The organism is Constantimarinum furrinae, from assembly GCF_014295415.1.
Lineage (GTDB): Bacteria > Bacteroidota > Bacteroidia > Flavobacteriales > Flavobacteriaceae > Constantimarinum > Constantimarinum furrinae.
The window spans coordinates 1,536,431-1,554,837 of sequence record NZ_CP052909.1 but is presented as its reverse complement, the minus strand read 5'-3'; the positions used below and the strand labels follow the sequence as shown (position 1 = coordinate 1,554,837).

Genomic DNA, 18,407 nt, shown 5'->3' with positions numbered 1-18,407 from the left:
AAACTTAAAATCATGAAATCAATCACAACTATTTTATTGATCCTTTTTATAGGATTCACAACTAATGCGCAATACGACTGTAGTAAGTTCTACCCGTTTACCGAAGGTGCTAAATCACAACTAACCCTGTATAACGGTAAGAACAAAGTACAGGGGATGGTCGAATACGAAGTGCTTAAACTATCAACAACCGGAGGTTCGGTTTCTGCTACTATGAAAAATCGGTTATTTGATGAAAAAGGAAGTATGCTTAGCGAAAGCGAGTATGAAGCTTTGTGCAGCGACGGCGTCGTTTCGATAGATTTTAAATCCTTGATGCGACCGGGGTTAATGGATGCTTATGGCAATATGGAGACAGAAGTCACCGGAACGAATCTTGATCTGCCCAATGATCTGGAAGTAGGACAAAGTCTCCCGGATGCAGAGATTAATGTAAAAATGAGCATGAGCGGAATGAATATGAATATGAAGACTGCCATCGTTGACAGAAAAGTCATAGGAAGGGAAAGCATAACTACCCCGGCCGGTACATTCGATTGTTTTGTACTCACCCAGACCATGGAGATCAAATCGATAGCAAGCAACATGAGCCGTACTTCAAAACAATGGGTTGCCGAAGGAGTGGGGGTAGTAAAGACCGAAGATTACAACAAAAAGGGTAAATTGGACGGGGTAAGCCTTCTCACAGCTTTCAATAAATAATAGGTATTCTGTGAGGGTTTAAGAAACTGCCTTTTCGATGAGCTCTGCTTCAAAGAGATCGGTAAAATGATGTAGTAATTTTTCCTTAACTGCTGAAACTGAAATTTCAGCTTTACCTAATTCAACATTGAGGGAAGTTACTGCTTTCCCTTTTATTCCGCAGGGGATCATATGGTCGAAATAACCGAGATTTGCATTGACATTGAGTGCAAAACCGTGCATAGTAACCCATCTGCTTGCACGAACACCCATAGCACAAATTTTACGCGCAAATGGAGTGCCAACATCCAGCCAAACTCCGGTCTCTCCCGGAGAACGTTCGGCTTTTAATCCGTATTCGGCCAGTGTACGTATTACCATTTCTTCGAGAAAGCGTAGATATTTATGAATATCGGTAAAGAAGTTTTCAAGGTCAAGGATGGGATACCCTACAATTTGCCCTGGACCGTGATATGTAATATCTCCTCCCCGATTGATCTTATAGAAACTAGCATCGATCTCGGCCAGTTTTTCTTCTGAAACCAATAAATTATCTATGTCGCCACTCTTTCCAAGCGTATAGACATGTGGATGTTCTACAAAAAGAAAATAATTTGGTGTAGGTAGTCCGGAATCTTCTCGCCGGTTCTTGATCTTAATATCAATGATCCCCTTGAATAGCTCCTCCTGAAAATCCCAGCTTTCCTTATAATCCTTACGACCCAGGTCCTGTATGTCTACGGTTTTGTTCACGTTTATTTTTCAAGTTCAACTTCCAGGTCCAGTACATCGGGATCCTTGAAATAATCTAAAAATGATCGCTCCAGAGTGATCGTTTTTCCGTCCAAAGAGTACGTAGCATCTTCTGCAGAAGCTTTCTTTATTTTCTTCGGAAACGTATATTTTAAAGTATATTTCATGGAAGACATAAAGGATTCGGCCTGACTCATACTATCTAATTGCTGTTGATGCGCTTCCTTATCCTTTATATAGGCATCTCTTTTAAATTTTCCTTTTTTGTACGAATAGGAAACACCCAGAACATCCTTAGACTCTTCCGAAGATGTCGTAGTCGTTGTCGATCCCATATCGGGTAAAAAATTACCACTTCCTTCCAATCCTTTCATGAGTTTATCCGCTTCTGAAATATCAGTAAAATCGGTAAACATACTAATGAGCATCACCCCTTTTTCAGTATCCATATTCATGCGTAGCATATAATTTTCCATTGCCTTTAGACGTTTTTGTTCATCCACAGGAAGCGTCGCTATACTGTCCTTCTTCTCCCGCAGTACATCCTTCATAGCGATTAAAGTATCCATTTTTACGGCTGCAGAATCCATTCCGGCTCCAAATGCCATCATTTCACCCATATCCATTTCCAAAGACATACGACCCGTCCCATCTTCATTTAGCACCAGAGTTTCAGTAAACTGACAACTTGTTAAACAAAGGATACCAAAAAGCAGAAGTAATAGGTTCTTCATCCGATTTTAATTTTTAGGGTTATTCAAGATTATTAGCGCTGCGATCACGCCGGGAATCCAACCGCATACGGTTAATATTAAAACAATGATAATTGATCCGCAACCTTTATCGATCACTGCCAGAGGCGGAAATAATATTGAAAGCAGAACTCTCCAAATGCTCATAGGGACAAAATTACAAATTAATAGTGGTGTACAACATAAGTAGATCAATAATCACAATTGTTACAGCTTTTGATTTACTCTTAGAATGTAGCTATATTCGTGATTGAAATGAATCTAAATTATTTCCTTTTTCTTTTTTTGGCAACCATAGGTACTGGAATATCCTACGGGCAGTACGAATTTTCCGGTTATGTGAATACCACACAATGGGAAGGGGAAGTATATCTTTCGGTAGTGGAAGATTACCGAAAAGTTTCAGGGGTGTATCCTGAGCAGATTATTCATAAAGTATATCCCGATTCTTCCGGTTATTTTAAATTTTCAGGAAACAATCTCCCCGAAGAGAACCGCATTTATCGCATTCATGTGGACAGCTGTAATGAGAGCGATCAAACGGCAAATCATTTTAACGGGCATTGCCCCAACAGCAGGGAGATATTCTTTGTTGCCAATAACAAGGATTCACTACAATTACCCTTTTCGTTCGACAATGAAATGTTTTGTAAAGTGGTTTCAGGCAACGAGAAAGCCAAAGCCTTCCTCAAGATCGATTCACTTAAAAATGATATGCGTTTTGCCTTTGGTACGTATCGCAGTGAGGCCAATCGAAAGATTAATACCAAAAAGTGGTTTAAGACGTTACAGCACTATGGTGAGTTACTCAATGAACCGCTGGCCGAACTTTATATCTATTCCTATATCAGTGACCGCAGGAATGAACTTCATACATACTATTTACAGGATATTAAAACCAGTTCGTATTACAATGAGCTGCTCGGCCGTCTAAAACAGAACTATTCTGAAAGTCCATATACAAAGCAATACGAAGCCGAGATCATGTCCGATCAGTTCCTTGTAAATGCGGAAAGAAGGTCTGGAATTCCGTGGTGGGTATATGTGGTATCGTGCGTTGCGCTTGTGTCTATTCTGGGCAATTTTTATTTCTTCGGAAAATACAAAAAGTTGAAAAATGATATTCCTGCAGTTCAGGAACTGCTATCGAGTCAGGAGCAAAAAGTACTGGATCTCATTCTGAAGGATAAGAGCAATAAGGAGATCGCGGCGGCGATGTTCGTAAGTGTAAGTACCGTTAAGACCCACATAAACAACCTATATAAAAAACTTAAGGTTAGTTCCCGAGCGGAAGCCAAAGCTTTATTCGAAAAGTGAGGGTGTAATTTCAAACCGGGTCTAGTCCCCTTTTCAGCCCTGAATTTCTTTCTTTTTTTCTAAACCCTATTCATCTTCGTGGATATAAATCAATAATCCGATCAAGATGAAACTATTTAAACTTACTCTTTTACTTTTAAGCGTTACCGTTACACTGGGATTTTCCCAACCCTTTAATTCTGAATTTCAAGCCGAAACCAAATCGCCGCTCCTACTTGGAAAGATCAACAAAGAAGGGCTATCGGAAAACAGTTACGCAGACTGGTTTCAGAAAAACTACGACGAATATTCCCCCGACCAGCAAATCATCGATGCATTGAAAAACGAACTAAAATCATATACCATCACAGCTTTCATGGGTACCTGGTGTGGAGACAGCAAAAGAGAGATCCCCAGATTTTACAAGATCCTGGAAGCTGCCGACTTCCCTCTCGAACGACTTACCTTAATTGCCGTTGATAAAGAAAGGACAGCGTATAAACAAAGTCCGGGTGGTGAAGAAGAAGGTCTTAATATTCATCGGGTTCCCACTTTTATATTCTTCAGTAAGGGTAAGGAAATTAATCGCATTATTGAATCACCGGTTGTTTCCCTGGAACAGGACATTGCAAATATCTTAACGGATAACTATACCTCCAATTATTATGGAGTCACTGTTGTGGATAAAGCACTCCAGTTTTCAGAAAAAAATAAGTATACAAAGAAATTGAAAAAGCTCAAGCCTCAACTTCAGGAAAAGTTAACAAGCATGTATGAGTTAAACACCTACGCCAATGTCCTGTTTTTTTCGGGCGAAACCGAAAAAGCCATTGCTGTGTCAAGGCTTAACACCGAATTCTTTCCGTTAGAGCCCCTAACCTATTCGAGTCTGGCAGCCAAACTTGGCAAAACCGGCCAGATAAAAAAGGCTTTAAAAAACTATGAAAAAGCACTTGAGATGGACCCGGAGAATTCAGAAATAAAGATTGCGATTGAAACGCTAAAGTCACAAATATAAAATACCGAGTTTTCAAGCTAATTATTGCGGAAATTTTATGAAATAGGCTAATTTTGCAGCTTAAATTAAAAAGTATGCAACTTTCTGAGCTGGAACTTATACGCAGGGATAAATTAGCGCAATTACGAAATTTAGGAATAGATCCGTATCCCCCGGAACTATATCCGGTAAATGCACTTTCGAAGTCACTCAAGGAGAATTTTGAAGAGGGAAAAAAGGTAATTGTTGCCGGCCGACTTATGTCCAGACGTATACAAGGGAAAGCATCCTTTGCCGAATTGCAAGATGCGGAGGGTAGAATTCAGGTGTATTTTAACCGTGATGAGATCTGTCCCGGCGAAGACAAGACGCTTTACAACGAGGTGTATAAAAAGCTTTTGGATATTGGTGATTTTATAGGGATAGAAGGTGAGTTATTTAAAACACAGGTGGGTGAAATGACCATTATGGTTAAGAATTTTACCTTGCTATCCAAGGCCTTAAAACCCTTGCCCCAACCGCGGGTTGACGCCGAAGGCAATGTTCATGATGCTTTTACCGATCCCGAACAACGCTATAGACAGCGTTATGCCGATCTCGTTGTTAATCCTAAAGTAAAAGATACGTTTATAAAGCGTACGAAGATCGTGAATACCATACGCGATTTTTATAACGAAATGGGTTTTCTGGAAGTGGAAACCCCTATTTTACAGCCCATCCCGGGAGGTGCGGCAGCACGGCCGTTTATGACGCATCACAATGCATTGGATATTCCGTTGTACTTGCGAATTGCAAACGAATTATATCTGAAAAGACTTATTGTTGGAGGTTTTGACGGGGTGTATGAATTTGCAAAGGATTTCCGGAATGAAGGCATGGACCGCACCCACAACCCGGAGTTCACTGTTATGGAAATGTACGCCGCTTATAAGGATTACAACTGGATGATGGACACCACAGAAAAACTGCTTGAAAAAATAGCTATTGCCCTGCACGGTACAACCGAAGTACAATTTGGTGAGCATAAAATTAATTATAAAGCCCCATATAAACGCATCGGGATCCTGGATGCTATTAAAGAACATACCGGTTACGATCTGTACCAAAAAAGTGAGGACGAGATACGGGAAGCATGTCATGCATTAAACCTGGAAGCCGATGAGACCATGGGTGTGGGAAAGATGATCGATGAGATCTTTGGTGAAAAGTGTGAGCATCATTACGTTCAGCCAACCTTTATTATCGATTATCCGGTAGAAATGAGTCCGCTTACCAAAAAACACCGATCTAAAGAAGGACTTACCGAACGATTTGAATTGATGGTTAACGGAAAAGAGTTGGCAAACGCCTATACCGAACTTAACGACCCTATCGATCAGCGGGAACGGTTTGAAGACCAGTTAACGCTTTCGGAAAAAGGAGACGATGAAGCTATGTTTATAGATCAGGATTTTCTTCGAGCCCTGGAATACGGAATGCCCCCTACTTCGGGTATTGGTATCGGAATTGACCGACTCACTATGTTCATGACCAATAATGCCTCCATTCAGGAAGTTTTGTTCTTCCCGCAAATGAGACCGGAGAAAAAGGCGGTTGCTTTAACCCATGATGAAAAAGCGGTTTTGACTTTACTGAAAAACAATTCGCCCTTAGAATTGAATGAGCTAAAGACACGATCGGGCCTGAGCAATAAAAAATGGGATAAGACCATCAAAGGACTCACAAAGAATAAGTTGGCCAAAGTTGAAAAAACGGACGACGGATTGTTTGTCGAGTTGGCGAAATAGCAGTACTTTCCCGCTCTAAAAAAATATAATGGAGAAAGGTATTATTACCGGGTTACTTATTTTATTCACACTTACGGTTACAGCTCAAAAGGGAGATGTCCTTGTAGGAAAATGGAAATCCCTGAGCGGTTTAGAACGGTTCGATCTGGAATTCGATTATTCTGAAGTCACTGTAGATGATTTTGAAACCGAAGAGGATTACATTAATCAGAAAATGAAGGATAAGAATGAAGATGAGCCCGGTGAAGGTGAGATCTGGCGTAAAAGATATTTTGCCGACCGAGAAGCACATTACGAGCCTAAGTTTATTGAATCATTCAACAAGCGCGGCGACTGGAAAGTTTCGAAGGATTTTGATGACTCGGAATATATACTGAAAGTAAACACCTTGTTGTTATATCACGGCTGGAATGTGGGGGTTATGCGCAAAGCAGCACGTATAGATGCTGTTATTGAAATTTTCAAAAGAGGTAAGGATACGCCGCTGTTCAAGGTAAAATATGAGAATGTAAAAGGTGCCGATGCCATGGGTTACGATTATGCCATTCACAGCAGAGTGGCTGAAGGATATGCCAAACTTGCCAAGTCTTTTCTGAAAGAAGTAAAAAAGAAAGCTTAAATAGTTAAATCCTTAAAGCATTGAAAAAGAATAACTGATTGACAGTTATTCTTTTTTTTTAAACACTATTGTATTTTATTGATATATCAATTATATTTGTATCAAATATTTAAACTTATGCATATCGCCCTTCCTTCTGAAACCGTATTTCATTCTATTGAAAGTACCATTAGAGCCTATAGAAAATACTCGCAAAAAAACATTTCGGAGGCACTAAGTGACATCACCATCGATCAAGGGATGATCTTATTGTTTCTCGATCGGTATCCGGAACTTACACAAAATGAGATCGCCGATCTGGTCTTTAAGGATAATGCCTCCTTAACCCGTATGATCAACACCATGGTTCAGAAGGAATATCTATCGCGATCAATAAATCCGGACGACAGAAGGCGCTTCAGGCTGCAAATCACAGCCAAAGGAAAGGAAGTCCTTAAAACACTTCCACCTATCATTCAGAACAATCGAAATTCATCATTAAAAGGAATCACAAAAAACGAACAAAAGCAATTGGAAACGATCCTAAATAAGATCAGAGCCAATTGCACTTAAATCAAATTATTATGAAAGCAATTCATTTTTCCACCTTTATTGCAACAAGTTTATTGTTGCTTTTCGTGTCAGTTTTAAAAGCTCAACAACCAATAGATCCGTTAACAGGCACGGAACGATCTACCGTTATAGATTCGGTATCCAGTAAATTGATCCACAATTATGTATTTCCTCAAGTAGCCGAAAATATGGCTGCCGGACTTAAAACCAAATTAAAAAGCGGCAGCTATAATTCGATCGATGATCCACAGGAGTTTGCCAATATGCTCACCCAAGATCTTCAGGAAGTTAGTAAAGACAAGCACCTTCGCGTCACCTTTGCTCCTCGTCAAATTGCCGAACAAATTGAAGCCGTTTCAGCCGAAGACAGTTTGCAGCTTCTCAATCGATGGGTAAGTAGTATGAAGCGTAACAACTTCGGATTTCAGGAGCTTAAGATCCTAAGCGGTAATATTGGATACCTCGATCTTCGCAGCTTTTCTAACGTAGAGTACGCCGGAGAGACAGCGGTCGCTGCAATGAATTTTTTGAGTAGCAGTGATGCGATCATCATTGACCTCCGGCAAAACGGTGGCGGCAGTCCGGCGATGATACAGCTTATCACCAGTTATCTCTTCGGAAGTGAGCCGGTACATCTCAATAATTTTTACTGGCGTCCTAACGATTCAAATTCTCAAACATGGACGCTGCCTCATGTCTACGGAAAAAGAAGTCCGGACACTCCCGTTTACGTTCTTACCAGTGGCCGAACATTTTCGGCGGCTGAAGAGTTCAGTTACAATCTGAAAAATCTGGAAAGGGCAACATTAATTGGTGAAACTACCGGCGGTGGAGCTCATCCCGGCGGATCTGTAATTGCAACCGATCGATTTATGGTTTGGGTTCCAACCGGACGTGCTATCAATCCTATCACCAATACCAATTGGGAAGGAACCGGTGTAAGTCCGCATATTGAAGTACCCGCGCAGGAGGCTTTGGAAACAGCTCACATTAAAGCGTTGGAAGACTTGTCTATAAAGAACAAGGATCCTGAGCTTGCCAATTTTTATAGGTGGAATATAGATGGGCTGCAGGCGCAATTAAACCCGGTTACCATAGACGCCAAGCATTTAAAGGAATTTGCCGGGAATTATGGACCACGTAAAGTGAGCTTCAATGAAGGGAAATTATACTATCAACGGGAAGATGGACCAAAATATGCCCTTATACCTTTAAACGAATCCACGTTTATCCTGGATGGTTTGTCCTATTTCAGAATAAAATTCCTGAAAGAAAAAGGAAAAGTAGTAGCCGTAGAAGGACAATATGACGATGGTAGGACGGATAAGAATTTAAGAACCAAATAATTAAAAACACCGCCTGCGACAACACTTTTCCTTCTTGGCATAAGGGGCCGACATCCCTGCCGACGGTCGTGGGCGGTGTTCTACCAACCTAAACATCAACTAACATATAATTGATAGCTTGAAGATATAAAGGCTTTAAGGGATATGAAAGTCAAGTGAGTCGGCATTTATCAATACAAGGTCGGAATTTATAAATCCCGACATTTCCCATTCGCATTTCAATCGTTCACCCTTATTCTCCAACTCTGTTCAAGTACTCAATATCATTTTCAACCGTAAGGAGCAACACACTGGTAGCTGTGCAGAAAACCGGACTGGTAATACAGTGATGCCCGTTCCAGCTACCATCGTTATTCTGAATCTTTAAAATTCGTCCGCTCATATCGTTGTACCATTTTTTCCAATCGGAATCCTGATTCACCACAAGAGATTCTCCCGTTTGTAAAAAGCTCAGGAATTCTTCCCCTCCGTTATTTCCAAATCCATTTAAAACATCTTCCTGCTGTGCTGTTTTCTTGGCAGCATTGTATACATTATACGAAGTGTTATATGCTATGGCCTCTTCTTCTGAAAGACCGGCCTTTCTCAAATTTTCGACCGAGATATTTTCATTATTTCCCAATTTACCTTCCTTTTTAGCCTTATCTAAGGTTTCCTGAGCCTTTCGTGCTTCTTTGGCACTGGCTCTCACACTGCCGCTCACTGCATACAACATTACTCCGGCCCCGTCTTCAGTTTTTACACCACCGGTTGTTACATCGTAATTGTCCTTTTGATAGTTTCTGGAACGCTCGATCACCTCTTCATCGACATCTGCTCCTACTGCCTGCGCGGCTTCCAATGCACTATTGGCCAATCCGCTTTGCAGTACTCCTGCCCATCCGGCACCTTTTTGTTTCCCATTGGAGTCGGTACCGCTTTGTATTTTAGAGATACAGATGTCCAAACAACGTTCTACCCGCTTTATATCCACGCCCTTTAGATCTCGATCCAGTAAATTGGCAAGAAATTGTGCAGTAAGCACCGCATCTATATTTTGTCCCAATTTAGACTGTATCTGGGTATTTCTTACATCCGTAATATAAGGACTGGATGAAGGAACACGCTCTACGGTTTCCAGAAGATAATTGATCGCTGCCTTTAGGTTAGTTGCGTATGGCCCCGATCTCAAAGTTGAACCGCTTCGTAAAAATGCGGTTGCGACCATAGCCGTGGTAGCCGGATCTGCCGGCACCGCATGTGGATCCCGAACGTGTTGAGCATTGTGACTCCCGGCACCGTAGCCGCCATTTTGCAACTGTGCTTTGGCCAGCCATGAGAGTCCGTCACGAACAGATAACGACATATTATCCGGGGTTTTGTAGACGTTGAAATCCTTAGAAGATTGCTCTCCCATAACGGTCATAAATACACAACCCTCAATTGGATTTAACAATCTTTTTGTTTCAGCAAGGTGTTCTTCGGAATTAAATACTGAAAAGTATACACCCAACAGTAAGACCGGAAATAATAGAAATAAGATTTTTGTTTTCATCATTCTTGATTTTAAAATTCTTCCGAAGCTATAACTCTGTATCACTTCAGAAAAGACACTTTTAGGCAGTGACCCTTTTGAATGAGCAAGTGTGGCATATCGGCAAGTATTTTTTTTAACAACGGCAATAACTGCATATCGAAGCATTTTTATATTTTTATGCCAAATTGAATTGAAAATGAAAAACTTATATTTTCTGATTTGTCTGATTGGAGCTATTCTTATTTCTGCCTGTTCCAAAGACGACAACTATGTTCCGGTAAATGACGATACCGAAAATCCTTCGGCCCCTCAAAACCTAATGGCAACAACGGTTACCGAAACTGCCATACAGCTGAGTTGGGATGCCTCAGCAGATAATGTTGGAGTTACGGGATATGATATTTATGTTGATGGCTCAATCGCGACTTCCGGAGTGACCGGAAATACGGGATCCGTTACCGGTCTGGATCAGGAAACAACTTATAGCATCTATGTGATCGCATTGGATGCCGCCGGAAATGAATCGGACTCCAGTAATGTTCTAAGTGCAACTACAGCCGCAGCCCCGCTCGAATTTAAAACCCAACTTACCGAGATGGGGGTATATGCAGGTGGTTTAGCCAACCTCAATCCTGCATCGGGAGTGCAATTGTACGAAATCAACAGTACCTTATTCACGGATCACGCAGCCAAACAACGTTTAATAAAGCTCCCAAACGGAAGTTCGATGGAATTCAACAACAGCGATCTGTTGCCCAACTTTCCTAACAATACGCTTATCGCCAAAACATTTTATTACAACGTGAATGATCAAAATCCTTCAGAAGGCAAGATCATTATTGAAACAAGGATACTCATTAAACAGGAAGAAGGCTGGCAGGTTGGAAATTACATTTGGAATGAATCACAAACTGAAGCCACCTTGCGTGATACAGGAAGTACCATTCCAATTAGTTATATAGATATAAATGGAACTACTCAAAATATCGATTATCAAATTCCTTCCACACAAGATTGTTTTCAATGTCACAATAATACCAATGAGACATTTCCTATAGGTATGAAATTACGTAGCATGAACTTTGTTCCATCCTATACCGGTCAAAATCAATTGGATTATTTTATCGCTAACGGTCTCTTAACCGGTTTATCCAATACTTCTCAAGTTAGCGTCTTGCCCGATTGGCAGGATGAAACCAACTTTTCCCTGTCGGAAAGAGCACGTGCTTATATCGATATTAATTGTGCGCATTGTCATTCTCCAGGGGGTAGCGTTCCCCCGGTCTACAATCTCGATCTAAGATATGAAACAAGTTTTGGAGCTAGTGGAATATTTGATGCCCGCGAGGAGATCGAAGCCCGGTTTGCAAGTACGATTCCACTGTATAGAATGCCGTTATTAGGAAGAACCATAGTTCACGAAGATGCCTTACAACTCATTAGTGATTACGTCGATTCTCTATAAAAGTCGTATAAATTTTACAAGGCCGTTCTAAATGAGCGGCTTTTTTTATTGATACCGATTAAACTATTTGTGCGGTCATAGGTCAAAATCTCACAAACTTTAATATTAGAATCATGAAAAAGAAAATTTTAGTACTTATGGGATTAATGTGCTTTATCGTCGCTCAGGCACAGCAGGGGAACGATGACACAAATGAAGGAAGAAAAGGGCATCACAATAAAATGGCTAATCTTACTCCTGATCAGGCGGCTGAACTTTCTACCAAGAAATTAACACTGGCATTGGATCTTTCCGAAGCACAGCAACAACAAGTTAAAGTACTCGAGCTGGAGCGAGCAAAAAAGAATCAGGAAATGCGTAAAATGAAGGAGAGCAAAAAGGAATTAACCGAAAAAGAGCGCTTTCAATACAAGTCTGACCGTATGGATGCTCAAATTGCCCTTAAAGCCAAAATGAAGGACATTCTCACTCCGGATCAGTATAAAAAGTGGGAAAATTTGTCTCAAAAAAGACGTGGTAAGCCGCATAGAGCAAAGAAAGGGCAGCATCCACAAAAAAAACAGGGGTAAACGCTAAATTTGGCCTAATTATTGGATTATTCAATTCAAAATAGTTACATTAGTAACCTTAAATTAAATTTTGAAACAATGAAAAATCTATTATCTGTATTTGCCTTTGCAATGGTTTTACTTTTCAGTGTGAATAACGCTGAGGCACAAAGTCTTTCACAAGATGGTGACAGACCCGAAGTAATTGCTAAAACCAAAGTAGCTGAACTTTCAGAAAAGTTTTCGCTTAATGGAGATCAGCAACGTGCTTTATTTAGAGCATATACAGCACACTACAGTAATTACAGAAAGCATGTTGAAGGTAAAAACCAGAAAGATGCTGCTGTTGTGGCTTCGAGAAAAAAATTCGATGAGGCACTTCAGGAAAATGTAAAGAAGCAACTAACGGCAGACCAGTACAAACAGTGGTTGGCCATGCAGAAACAGTAAGTATTCATAACCCATATGGAAACCTCCTGATCGAAATCAGGAGGTTTTTTTATGTCAAGGTTTTTGCGACTTTCTTCGTAGCTTCAATAGTGTAATCCAGATCCTCATAGGTTAAAGCATCATTAAGAAACCAGCTTTCAAAGGCACTTGGCGGCAAGTAGACGCCCTGTTGTAACATCCCGTGAAAGAAATCTTTAAAAGTTGTATTATTTCCAAGCGCCGCAGATTTAAAGTCGGTAACGGGGGTTTCAGAAAAATGCACTGAGATCATTGAACCCAGCCTGTTTATGGTATAAACCACATTGGATTCTTGGAGCGACCTATCCAACCCAGAATGCAGGTATGCCGTTTTTTCTTCTAAAGAGTTAAATATATCAGGATTATTATTCAAGCTGTTTAACATTGCCAAACCGCTTGCCATAGCCAACGGATTCCCGCTAAGCGTTCCTGCCTGATACACCGGTCCCAAAGGAGCAAGATAGTTCATGATCTCTGCACGGGCAGCAAAAGCTCCTACCGGCAGACCTCCTCCAATTACTTTCCCGAAGGTGACAATATCTGCCTCAATATTAAATCGCTCTTGCACTCCGCCTTTAGCCAGTCGAAATCCGGTCATTACCTCGTCGAAAATAAGTAAAATATTATGCGCATCACATAATTCCCGCAAGCCTTCAAGAAATCCTTCAGCCGGTGGAATACAGCCCATATTACCGGCAACCGGCTCTAATATAATGCAAGCTATTTCTTCTTTATTTTCAGAAATTAACTTAGCCACAGCGTCCAGATCATTGAAATGGGCAAGTAAAGTATCCTTGGCTGTACCCTGAGTGACTCCGGGACTATTAGGCACCCCAAAGGTTACGGCTCCGCTCCCGGCCTGAATTAAAAATGAATCGCTATGACCGTGATAGCACCCTGCAAATTTTATGATCTTATCTCTGCCTGTAAATCCTCGAGCAAGTCGAACGGCACTCATACATGCTTCGGTCCCACTGTTTACAAAACGGATCTTGTCGATATTCGGTACCATAGCTACGGCGAGTGCAGCAATTTCGGTTTCTATTTCAGTAGGCATTCCAAAGGAGGTACCCTTTTTGGCCTTTTCAATTACCGCATTTACGACGGGTTCATATGCATGCCCCAGGATCATGGGCCCCCATGAGGCAATATAATCGATGAGTTTATTACCATCGGCATCATACAGGTAGGCCCCTTTTGCCTTTTCAACAAAAACAGGTTCGCCACCAACGGCGTTGAAGGCGCGTACCGGGGAATTGACACCACCTGGAATTACTTTTAGAGCATCCTTGAACAAGGCGCTGCTTCTCTTATAGATCATGAAAATATGCTATTGATTCTTTACAGGGTGCAAATATAACACCTGTCCGATAGAAATCGTATTAGAATCCAAACCATTATACTCTTTTAGAGTATCCACGGTGATATTGAAACGGCGTGCGATACTATAGAGGGTATCTCCGGAGGTTACTGTGTAGGTAGAGATCTTGGAGTCATCAGGTTTTAGGATACTCACTTTATTTCCTAATACCTCGTCGTCGTATTTATACAGCTTATTCTTTTCAATAATGGCGATAAGTTTATCCGGATATTTAGGATCGGTGGCATATCCGGCTTTGCGGAGTCCCTTTGCCCATCCTTTGTAATCGTCTTTCTTTAGTTTAAAAAGATCTTTATATCTACTGCGTTGTGTTAAGAACAGCGAGTGATCCCTATACGAGTATTTGGGATCCTTATATTTTCTGAAACACTCTTGTGATTCATCATCATCGTGGTACACTGTTTCACCTGTCCATCCATGACATTTTATTCCGAAGTGGTTATTGGCTTTATTGGTAAGTTCTCCTCTACCCGCTCCACTTTCAAGAATTCCCTGAGCAAGCGTTATACTGGCTGGAATACCGTACTGAAGCATTTCTTCCTTAGCGATGTCGCTGTAGGTATCTATATAAGAAGACAGGATCTCTGCATATGAAGCATTGGGTTTGGGTTTAATGACCTCTGTAGGTTTGTCTTCAGGAATTTCTTCCAGGGTATTATCGATTTTCGGACTAGTATCGATAATCACTCTTTCGGTTCGGGGAGTTTTTTTTGCGGTAACAACACGCTTTTTAGCCTTACAACTTCCTAGTGAAATAATACTAATTAGTAATAGAGTAATAATTCCTGCCCGCATATTACGTAATGATTTGAGGTAATTTTAATTTGTTCAATTTCTGATTCATTCCTTCAATACCCTGTATCCCACCGGTATGTATAGCCAAAATTCGGCTATTTTCCTCGAAATACCCTTGCTTAAAGAGCTCAAAGATACCAAACATCATTTTACCGGTATATATAGGATCCAGCTGAATTTTGGTTTTCGTCTTAAAATTATTAATGAAACGAATTAATTCACGATCTATTTTAGCATACCCGCCAAAACTGAAAGAATCTGTGATTTCAAAATTGTTCTTGGCGGTATATTTTTTTACTTCGGAAGTGAGAAAATCACCCTTTAATGCTGAAAAGCCGATAACTTTTTGATAGGGTTTGGAAGCATTTACGATTCCGGCCAGGGTTCCTCCGGTACCCACCGACACACAAATATGATCATAATCTGAATCTTCTGCTAACAGAATTTCCTCACATCCTTTTACAGCCAAGTGATTTGTGCCACCCTCGGGGATCTCATAGAACTCACCAAATTCTTCTTTTAGCGCTTTTAGAGCATTAGTTGAATGCTTATTCTTATACTGAGCTCTGGACACAAATTTAAGTGTCATCCCACAGGAAAGCGCATAGCGCAATGTAGGATTGCCTTCTATTCTTGCTTCAACTTCTTCCCCTCGGATTACGCCAATGGTTTTAAAATGACAATGGCGACCCGCTTCAGCTACCGCTGTAATGTGATTAGAATATGCCCCGCCGTAGGTGAGTAATGCATCTTTTCCGGATAGAACAGCATCTTTAATTACATACTTGAGCTTTCGGAATTTATTTCCCGAAATAAAAGGGTGAATTTGATCCTCGCGCTTTATCGATAGGTTAGTTATTGAACCTTTACATATTTGTGGATCAATAATTTGATTGACAGAATGAATTTTTCGGTCAAAAAATTGAAAATCAGGGGTTTTTGAATCCAAAGTATCTTTTTTGTTTAATATTTAGCAAAAATGCAATAAATAGGTAATTATGAAGAATAAAATTGATAAATGAGCAGGCAAGTGTAAATCAGGTTATTAATATCTCAATTAAAACTGAATTTTAAGCCATCTAGGCAGGAAGAGAATTTAACATAATAAATGTTAAAAGGTTAAAATATTATGCATTTCATCGATTATATTTGTTTTTAGTCGATTATATATTATAATATTGTAGGAATTTTCTTAACTCCCTATGCTTATGCAACGAACTCTACACTCTCAAAAATTTCTACTATTAATTTCATTTATATTAGGAATCGGTCTGCTCCATGGTCAGGTGGGGATAGGCACAACTACACCGCAAGCCGGGTCTATCTTAGACATCAGCTCAAGCGATAAGGGAATTCTTGTTCCCAGAGTAAATATAACGAATTTGGCTACTATTGCCCCAATTACAGGTGGGGCGACTACCGGACTTCTTGTTTATAATACCAATACTACGACAGGGGAAGGGTATCATTACTGGACCGGATCGGTCTGGGTACCACTTTTAGGTAAAGACTGGAAGCAATCGGGTAATGTTAGTACGAATCCGGCATCAGACTTCATAGGAACGATAGACAATGTCGGAATTCGATTCAGAACAAATAACACAGAGCGCCTCGAAATAACTAATAACGGTCTTTTAAGAGCCTTTGCACCGGGGTCGGCAACTACGCCTTTACTGGCATGGGATGTGGATCCCGATACAGGAGTATTCCGAAACTCTGCCGATGAATTGAATTTTGCCGCGGGCGGTCTCGAATTTGTTGCGCTGCGTGAAGGCGCAAATGATGAACTGGTCGTCAACAGTACCGGGTCTGATATTAACACCCGAATCGAAACCAGCAATGAGGCTAATTCCTTATTCGTTGATGGTGCGACTGACAACGTAGGTTTGGGAACAAATTCTCCAAACAATAGTGCTCAGTTGGAAATGGCCGACAATAACAGAGGGATTTTAATTAACCGAGTAGCTTTAACCGCTACGAATAATGCAGCTCCTGTAGTATCTCCTGCTTCAGGTTTATTAGTGTATAATACCGCAAATTCTAGCAGTGGAAGTACTGAGGTATTACCCGGGTTTTACTATTGGGACGGATCTCAGTGGGTTGCAATGGGTGGGACCGGTGGTAGAGATTGGTCTCTGGAAGGAAATGCGGGAACAAACCCTGCCAACAATTTTATAGGAACTACCGATGCTACAGATTTTGTACTTCGAACAGATGACCTCGAAAGATTTCGGGTTTTAGGAACCGGAACTGCCGCCTTCGGAAACAATCCGTATACCAATGTGGCACTTCGTGTGAACAATCCGGCTACCGCATTTGGTCTTTTAAGCGAAACTTCGAGTAATGGGGCCTCAGTGTACGGAATTGATACAGGATCGGGAATTGGAATTCGTGGAGAAAACACCGGGACGGGTCTGGGATTGTACGGATATGCAGCAAATTCGCATGGCGCATACACTACGACTTCCTATACAGGTGGAGCATTTTTAATTGGAGGAATCCAAGCCTGGGGGGCAGGAGATAACGGTGCAAATGGCGTTCTAGCCGTATCGGACAAGCTATCCAGTACTGCATCGAATATGGGATTAAGAGCAGTATCGGGAAGCACTACCTCCATTTCATCTTCTTCCATATTAAATGTAGGCATTAATACTAATGCTACCGATCTTTCCCTATATGCTATTACTGAAGGCCCTATTACTTCGGCCGGGACCATAGAAGCGGCACGTTTTCAAACCAATTATACAGGAAATGCCATAACAGCCGACGCTCGGGACCCCAGAGCACAATTGGCGGGATACGCTGCAAATGTGACCACTCCGGTAGGAAATCAAAATGTATACTATGGCGGATATTTTTATAGCGGAGGATCTTCATCAAATTCATCCTATTCGTATGCAGGAGCGAGAGTAGGAGGTACCAATTATAAAATTATCGGAAATGGAACAGTGTCGACGATCGTAGATGGAGCCACACCAGGAGACAGCAAAAGAGTAATGTTTGCTTCTGAAGCTCCGGAAGTCCTTTTTGAAGACTATGGTACCGGACAATTGATAAACGGTACTGCCACTATTACCATCGATCCTATATTTTCAACGAATATAGTAGTGGATAATGATCATCCTTTAAAAGTTTTTATACAGTTGGAGGGAGATTGTAATGGCGTCTATGTCACAAACAAATCAGCTACAGGATTTACCGTAAATGAATTGCAAGGAGGGGTCTCCAATGTACCATTTTCATGGCATATTGTTGGAAACCGTAAAGATGAAGGCGGAACGGCTGAAAATGTTTCAAAATACAGTGACCTCAGATTTCCGAACGCTCCTGAAAGTATTGCGCCGGAATCTTTGGAAGCAAAAGAGATGAAAAAATATATACCGGAAAACAATAACACAGGAGGTATTTAATAAATAGATAATCAAATAGTTAGCGCATTTACGTATGTCAA

The 18,407-nt window shown here is 40.9% G+C and carries 18 protein-coding genes; 11 read left to right on the top strand and 7 right to left on the bottom strand.

Annotated features, from left to right (window positions below; genetic code table 11):
- The first annotated feature begins 12 nt into the window (after positions 1-12).
- Positions 13-702 carry a TapB family protein gene (locus ALE3EI_RS07075; RefSeq protein WP_186987592.1) on the top strand — a complete coding sequence of 230 codons (690 nt, stop codon included), beginning with the start codon at positions 13-15 and terminating at the stop codon, positions 700-702.
- Between the two features lie 18 nt (positions 703-720).
- Here ALE3EI_RS07075 and lipB read toward each other — a convergent pair whose 3' ends face one another.
- The 3 genes from lipB to ALE3EI_RS07060 are packed head-to-tail and all read right to left on the bottom strand — an operon-like array spanning position 721 to position 2,333.
- Positions 721-1,434 (bottom strand): lipoyl(octanoyl) transferase LipB, encoded by a 714-nt coding sequence (gene lipB, locus ALE3EI_RS07070; RefSeq protein ID WP_186987591.1) that lies wholly within the window; start codon positions 1,432-1,434, stop codon positions 721-723.
- A gap of 2 nt (positions 1,435-1,436) precedes the next feature.
- A complete protein-coding gene (locus ALE3EI_RS07065; RefSeq protein ID WP_186987590.1) occupies positions 1,437-2,168 on the bottom strand; it encodes a hypothetical protein in 732 nt (243 codons plus the stop codon).
- A gap of 6 nt (positions 2,169-2,174) precedes the next feature.
- A complete protein-coding gene (locus ALE3EI_RS07060) occupies positions 2,175-2,333 on the bottom strand; it encodes a YqaE/Pmp3 family membrane protein (RefSeq protein WP_186987589.1) in 159 nt (52 codons plus the stop codon).
- Between the two features lie 108 nt (positions 2,334-2,441).
- On the opposite strand from ALE3EI_RS07060, the gene ALE3EI_RS07055 reads away from it, so the two are divergent.
- The 6 genes from ALE3EI_RS07055 to ALE3EI_RS07030 all read left to right on the top strand — a co-directional run bounded on the left by ALE3EI_RS07055 (position 2,442) and on the right by ALE3EI_RS07030 (position 8,783).
- Positions 2,442-3,503, top strand: a complete 1,062-nt coding sequence (locus tag ALE3EI_RS07055) for a response regulator transcription factor (protein ID WP_186987588.1) — start codon at positions 2,442-2,444, stop codon at positions 3,501-3,503.
- Positions 3,504-3,609: 106 nt separating this feature from the next.
- The gene (locus tag ALE3EI_RS07050; RefSeq protein ID WP_186987587.1) at positions 3,610-4,500 is read left to right on the top strand and encodes a thioredoxin family protein; all 891 of its coding nucleotides are present in this window, start codon (positions 3,610-3,612) and stop codon (positions 4,498-4,500) included.
- Between the two features lie 74 nt (positions 4,501-4,574).
- Entirely contained in the window at positions 4,575-6,266 is a 1,692-nt protein-coding gene (lysS, locus tag ALE3EI_RS07045) for a lysine--tRNA ligase (protein WP_186987586.1), read from the top strand.
- A 28-nt stretch (positions 6,267-6,294) separates the two neighbouring features.
- Entirely contained in the window at positions 6,295-6,885 is a 591-nt protein-coding gene (locus tag ALE3EI_RS07040) for a hypothetical protein (RefSeq protein ID WP_186987585.1), read from the top strand.
- 117 nt (positions 6,886-7,002) lie between these two features.
- On the top strand, positions 7,003-7,437 hold the full coding sequence (locus tag ALE3EI_RS07035; RefSeq protein ID WP_186987584.1) for a MarR family winged helix-turn-helix transcriptional regulator: 435 nt from the start codon (positions 7,003-7,005) through the stop codon (positions 7,435-7,437).
- Positions 7,438-7,448: 11 nt separating this feature from the next.
- A complete protein-coding gene (locus ALE3EI_RS07030; protein WP_186987583.1) occupies positions 7,449-8,783 on the top strand; it encodes a S41 family peptidase in 1,335 nt (444 codons plus the stop codon).
- Between the two features lie 232 nt (positions 8,784-9,015).
- Here ALE3EI_RS07030 and ALE3EI_RS07025 read toward each other — a convergent pair whose 3' ends face one another.
- Positions 9,016-10,320 (bottom strand): prenyltransferase/squalene oxidase repeat-containing protein, encoded by a 1,305-nt coding sequence (locus ALE3EI_RS07025; protein WP_186987582.1) that lies wholly within the window; start codon positions 10,318-10,320, stop codon positions 9,016-9,018.
- Positions 10,321-10,495: 175 nt separating this feature from the next.
- Here ALE3EI_RS07025 and ALE3EI_RS07020 point away from each other — a divergent pair, with 175 nt between their 5' ends.
- The 3 genes from ALE3EI_RS07020 to ALE3EI_RS07010 all read left to right on the top strand — a co-directional run bounded on the left by ALE3EI_RS07020 (position 10,496) and on the right by ALE3EI_RS07010 (position 12,762).
- Positions 10,496-11,764 carry a fibronectin type III domain-containing protein gene (locus tag ALE3EI_RS07020; RefSeq protein WP_186987581.1) on the top strand — a complete coding sequence of 423 codons (1,269 nt, stop codon included), beginning with the start codon at positions 10,496-10,498 and terminating at the stop codon, positions 11,762-11,764.
- A 113-nt stretch (positions 11,765-11,877) separates the two neighbouring features.
- Complete coding sequence (locus tag ALE3EI_RS07015; protein ID WP_186987580.1) at positions 11,878-12,333, top strand: hypothetical protein; 456 nt, start codon at positions 11,878-11,880, stop codon at positions 12,331-12,333.
- A 78-nt stretch (positions 12,334-12,411) separates the two neighbouring features.
- On the top strand, positions 12,412-12,762 hold the full coding sequence (locus tag ALE3EI_RS07010; protein ID WP_186987579.1) for a hypothetical protein: 351 nt from the start codon (positions 12,412-12,414) through the stop codon (positions 12,760-12,762).
- A gap of 49 nt (positions 12,763-12,811) precedes the next feature.
- Here the strand turns inward: ALE3EI_RS07010 and hemL are convergent, their stop codons facing one another.
- From hemL to ALE3EI_RS06995, 3 genes are read right to left on the bottom strand one after another with little or no spacing between them, the layout of a single operon-like run.
- Positions 12,812-14,101 (bottom strand): glutamate-1-semialdehyde 2,1-aminomutase, encoded by a 1,290-nt coding sequence (gene hemL, locus ALE3EI_RS07005; RefSeq protein ID WP_186987578.1) that lies wholly within the window; start codon positions 14,099-14,101, stop codon positions 12,812-12,814.
- 9 nt (positions 14,102-14,110) lie between these two features.
- The gene (locus ALE3EI_RS07000) at positions 14,111-14,956 is read right to left on the bottom strand and encodes a glucosaminidase domain-containing protein (RefSeq protein WP_186987577.1); all 846 of its coding nucleotides are present in this window, start codon (positions 14,954-14,956) and stop codon (positions 14,111-14,113) included.
- A gap of 1 nt (position 14,957) precedes the next feature.
- Positions 14,958-15,905, bottom strand: coding sequence for a 1-aminocyclopropane-1-carboxylate deaminase/D-cysteine desulfhydrase (locus tag ALE3EI_RS06995; RefSeq protein ID WP_233279935.1), 948 nt, complete (start codon positions 15,903-15,905; stop codon positions 14,958-14,960).
- Between the two features lie 259 nt (positions 15,906-16,164).
- On the opposite strand from ALE3EI_RS06995, the gene ALE3EI_RS06990 reads away from it, so the two are divergent.
- On the top strand, positions 16,165-18,366 hold the full coding sequence (locus tag ALE3EI_RS06990; protein WP_186987576.1) for an autotransporter outer membrane beta-barrel domain-containing protein: 2,202 nt from the start codon (positions 16,165-16,167) through the stop codon (positions 18,364-18,366).
- Positions 18,367-18,407 lie beyond the last annotated feature (41 nt).

Coding starts and splice junctions, on each gene's coding strand:
- ALE3EI_RS07075 (WP_186987592.1), top strand. CDS start 13: ATGAAATCAATCACAACTATTTTATTGATCCTTTTTATAGGATTCACA.
- ALE3EI_RS07065 (WP_186987590.1), bottom strand. CDS start 2,168: ATGAAGAACCTATTACTTCTGCTTTTTGGTATCCTTTGTTTAACAAGT.
- ALE3EI_RS07060 (WP_186987589.1), bottom strand. CDS start 2,333: ATGAGCATTTGGAGAGTTCTGCTTTCAATATTATTTCCGCCTCTGGCA.
- ALE3EI_RS07055 (WP_186987588.1), top strand. CDS start 2,442: ATGAATCTAAATTATTTCCTTTTTCTTTTTTTGGCAACCATAGGTACT.
- ALE3EI_RS07050 (WP_186987587.1), top strand. CDS start 3,610: ATGAAACTATTTAAACTTACTCTTTTACTTTTAAGCGTTACCGTTACA.
- lysS (WP_186987586.1), top strand. CDS start 4,575: ATGCAACTTTCTGAGCTGGAACTTATACGCAGGGATAAATTAGCGCAA.
- ALE3EI_RS07040 (WP_186987585.1), top strand. CDS start 6,295: ATGGAGAAAGGTATTATTACCGGGTTACTTATTTTATTCACACTTACG.
- ALE3EI_RS07035 (WP_186987584.1), top strand. CDS start 7,003: ATGCATATCGCCCTTCCTTCTGAAACCGTATTTCATTCTATTGAAAGT.
- ALE3EI_RS07030 (WP_186987583.1), top strand. CDS start 7,449: ATGAAAGCAATTCATTTTTCCACCTTTATTGCAACAAGTTTATTGTTG.
- ALE3EI_RS07025 (WP_186987582.1), bottom strand. CDS start 10,320: ATGATGAAAACAAAAATCTTATTTCTATTATTTCCGGTCTTACTGTTG.
- ALE3EI_RS07020 (WP_186987581.1), top strand. CDS start 10,496: ATGAAAAACTTATATTTTCTGATTTGTCTGATTGGAGCTATTCTTATT.
- ALE3EI_RS07015 (WP_186987580.1), top strand. CDS start 11,878: ATGAAAAAGAAAATTTTAGTACTTATGGGATTAATGTGCTTTATCGTC.
- ALE3EI_RS07010 (WP_186987579.1), top strand. CDS start 12,412: ATGAAAAATCTATTATCTGTATTTGCCTTTGCAATGGTTTTACTTTTC.
- hemL (WP_186987578.1), bottom strand. CDS start 14,101: ATGATCTATAAGAGAAGCAGCGCCTTGTTCAAGGATGCTCTAAAAGTA.
- ALE3EI_RS07000 (WP_186987577.1), bottom strand. CDS start 14,956: ATGCGGGCAGGAATTATTACTCTATTACTAATTAGTATTATTTCACTA.
- ALE3EI_RS06990 (WP_186987576.1), top strand. CDS start 16,165: ATGCAACGAACTCTACACTCTCAAAAATTTCTACTATTAATTTCATTT.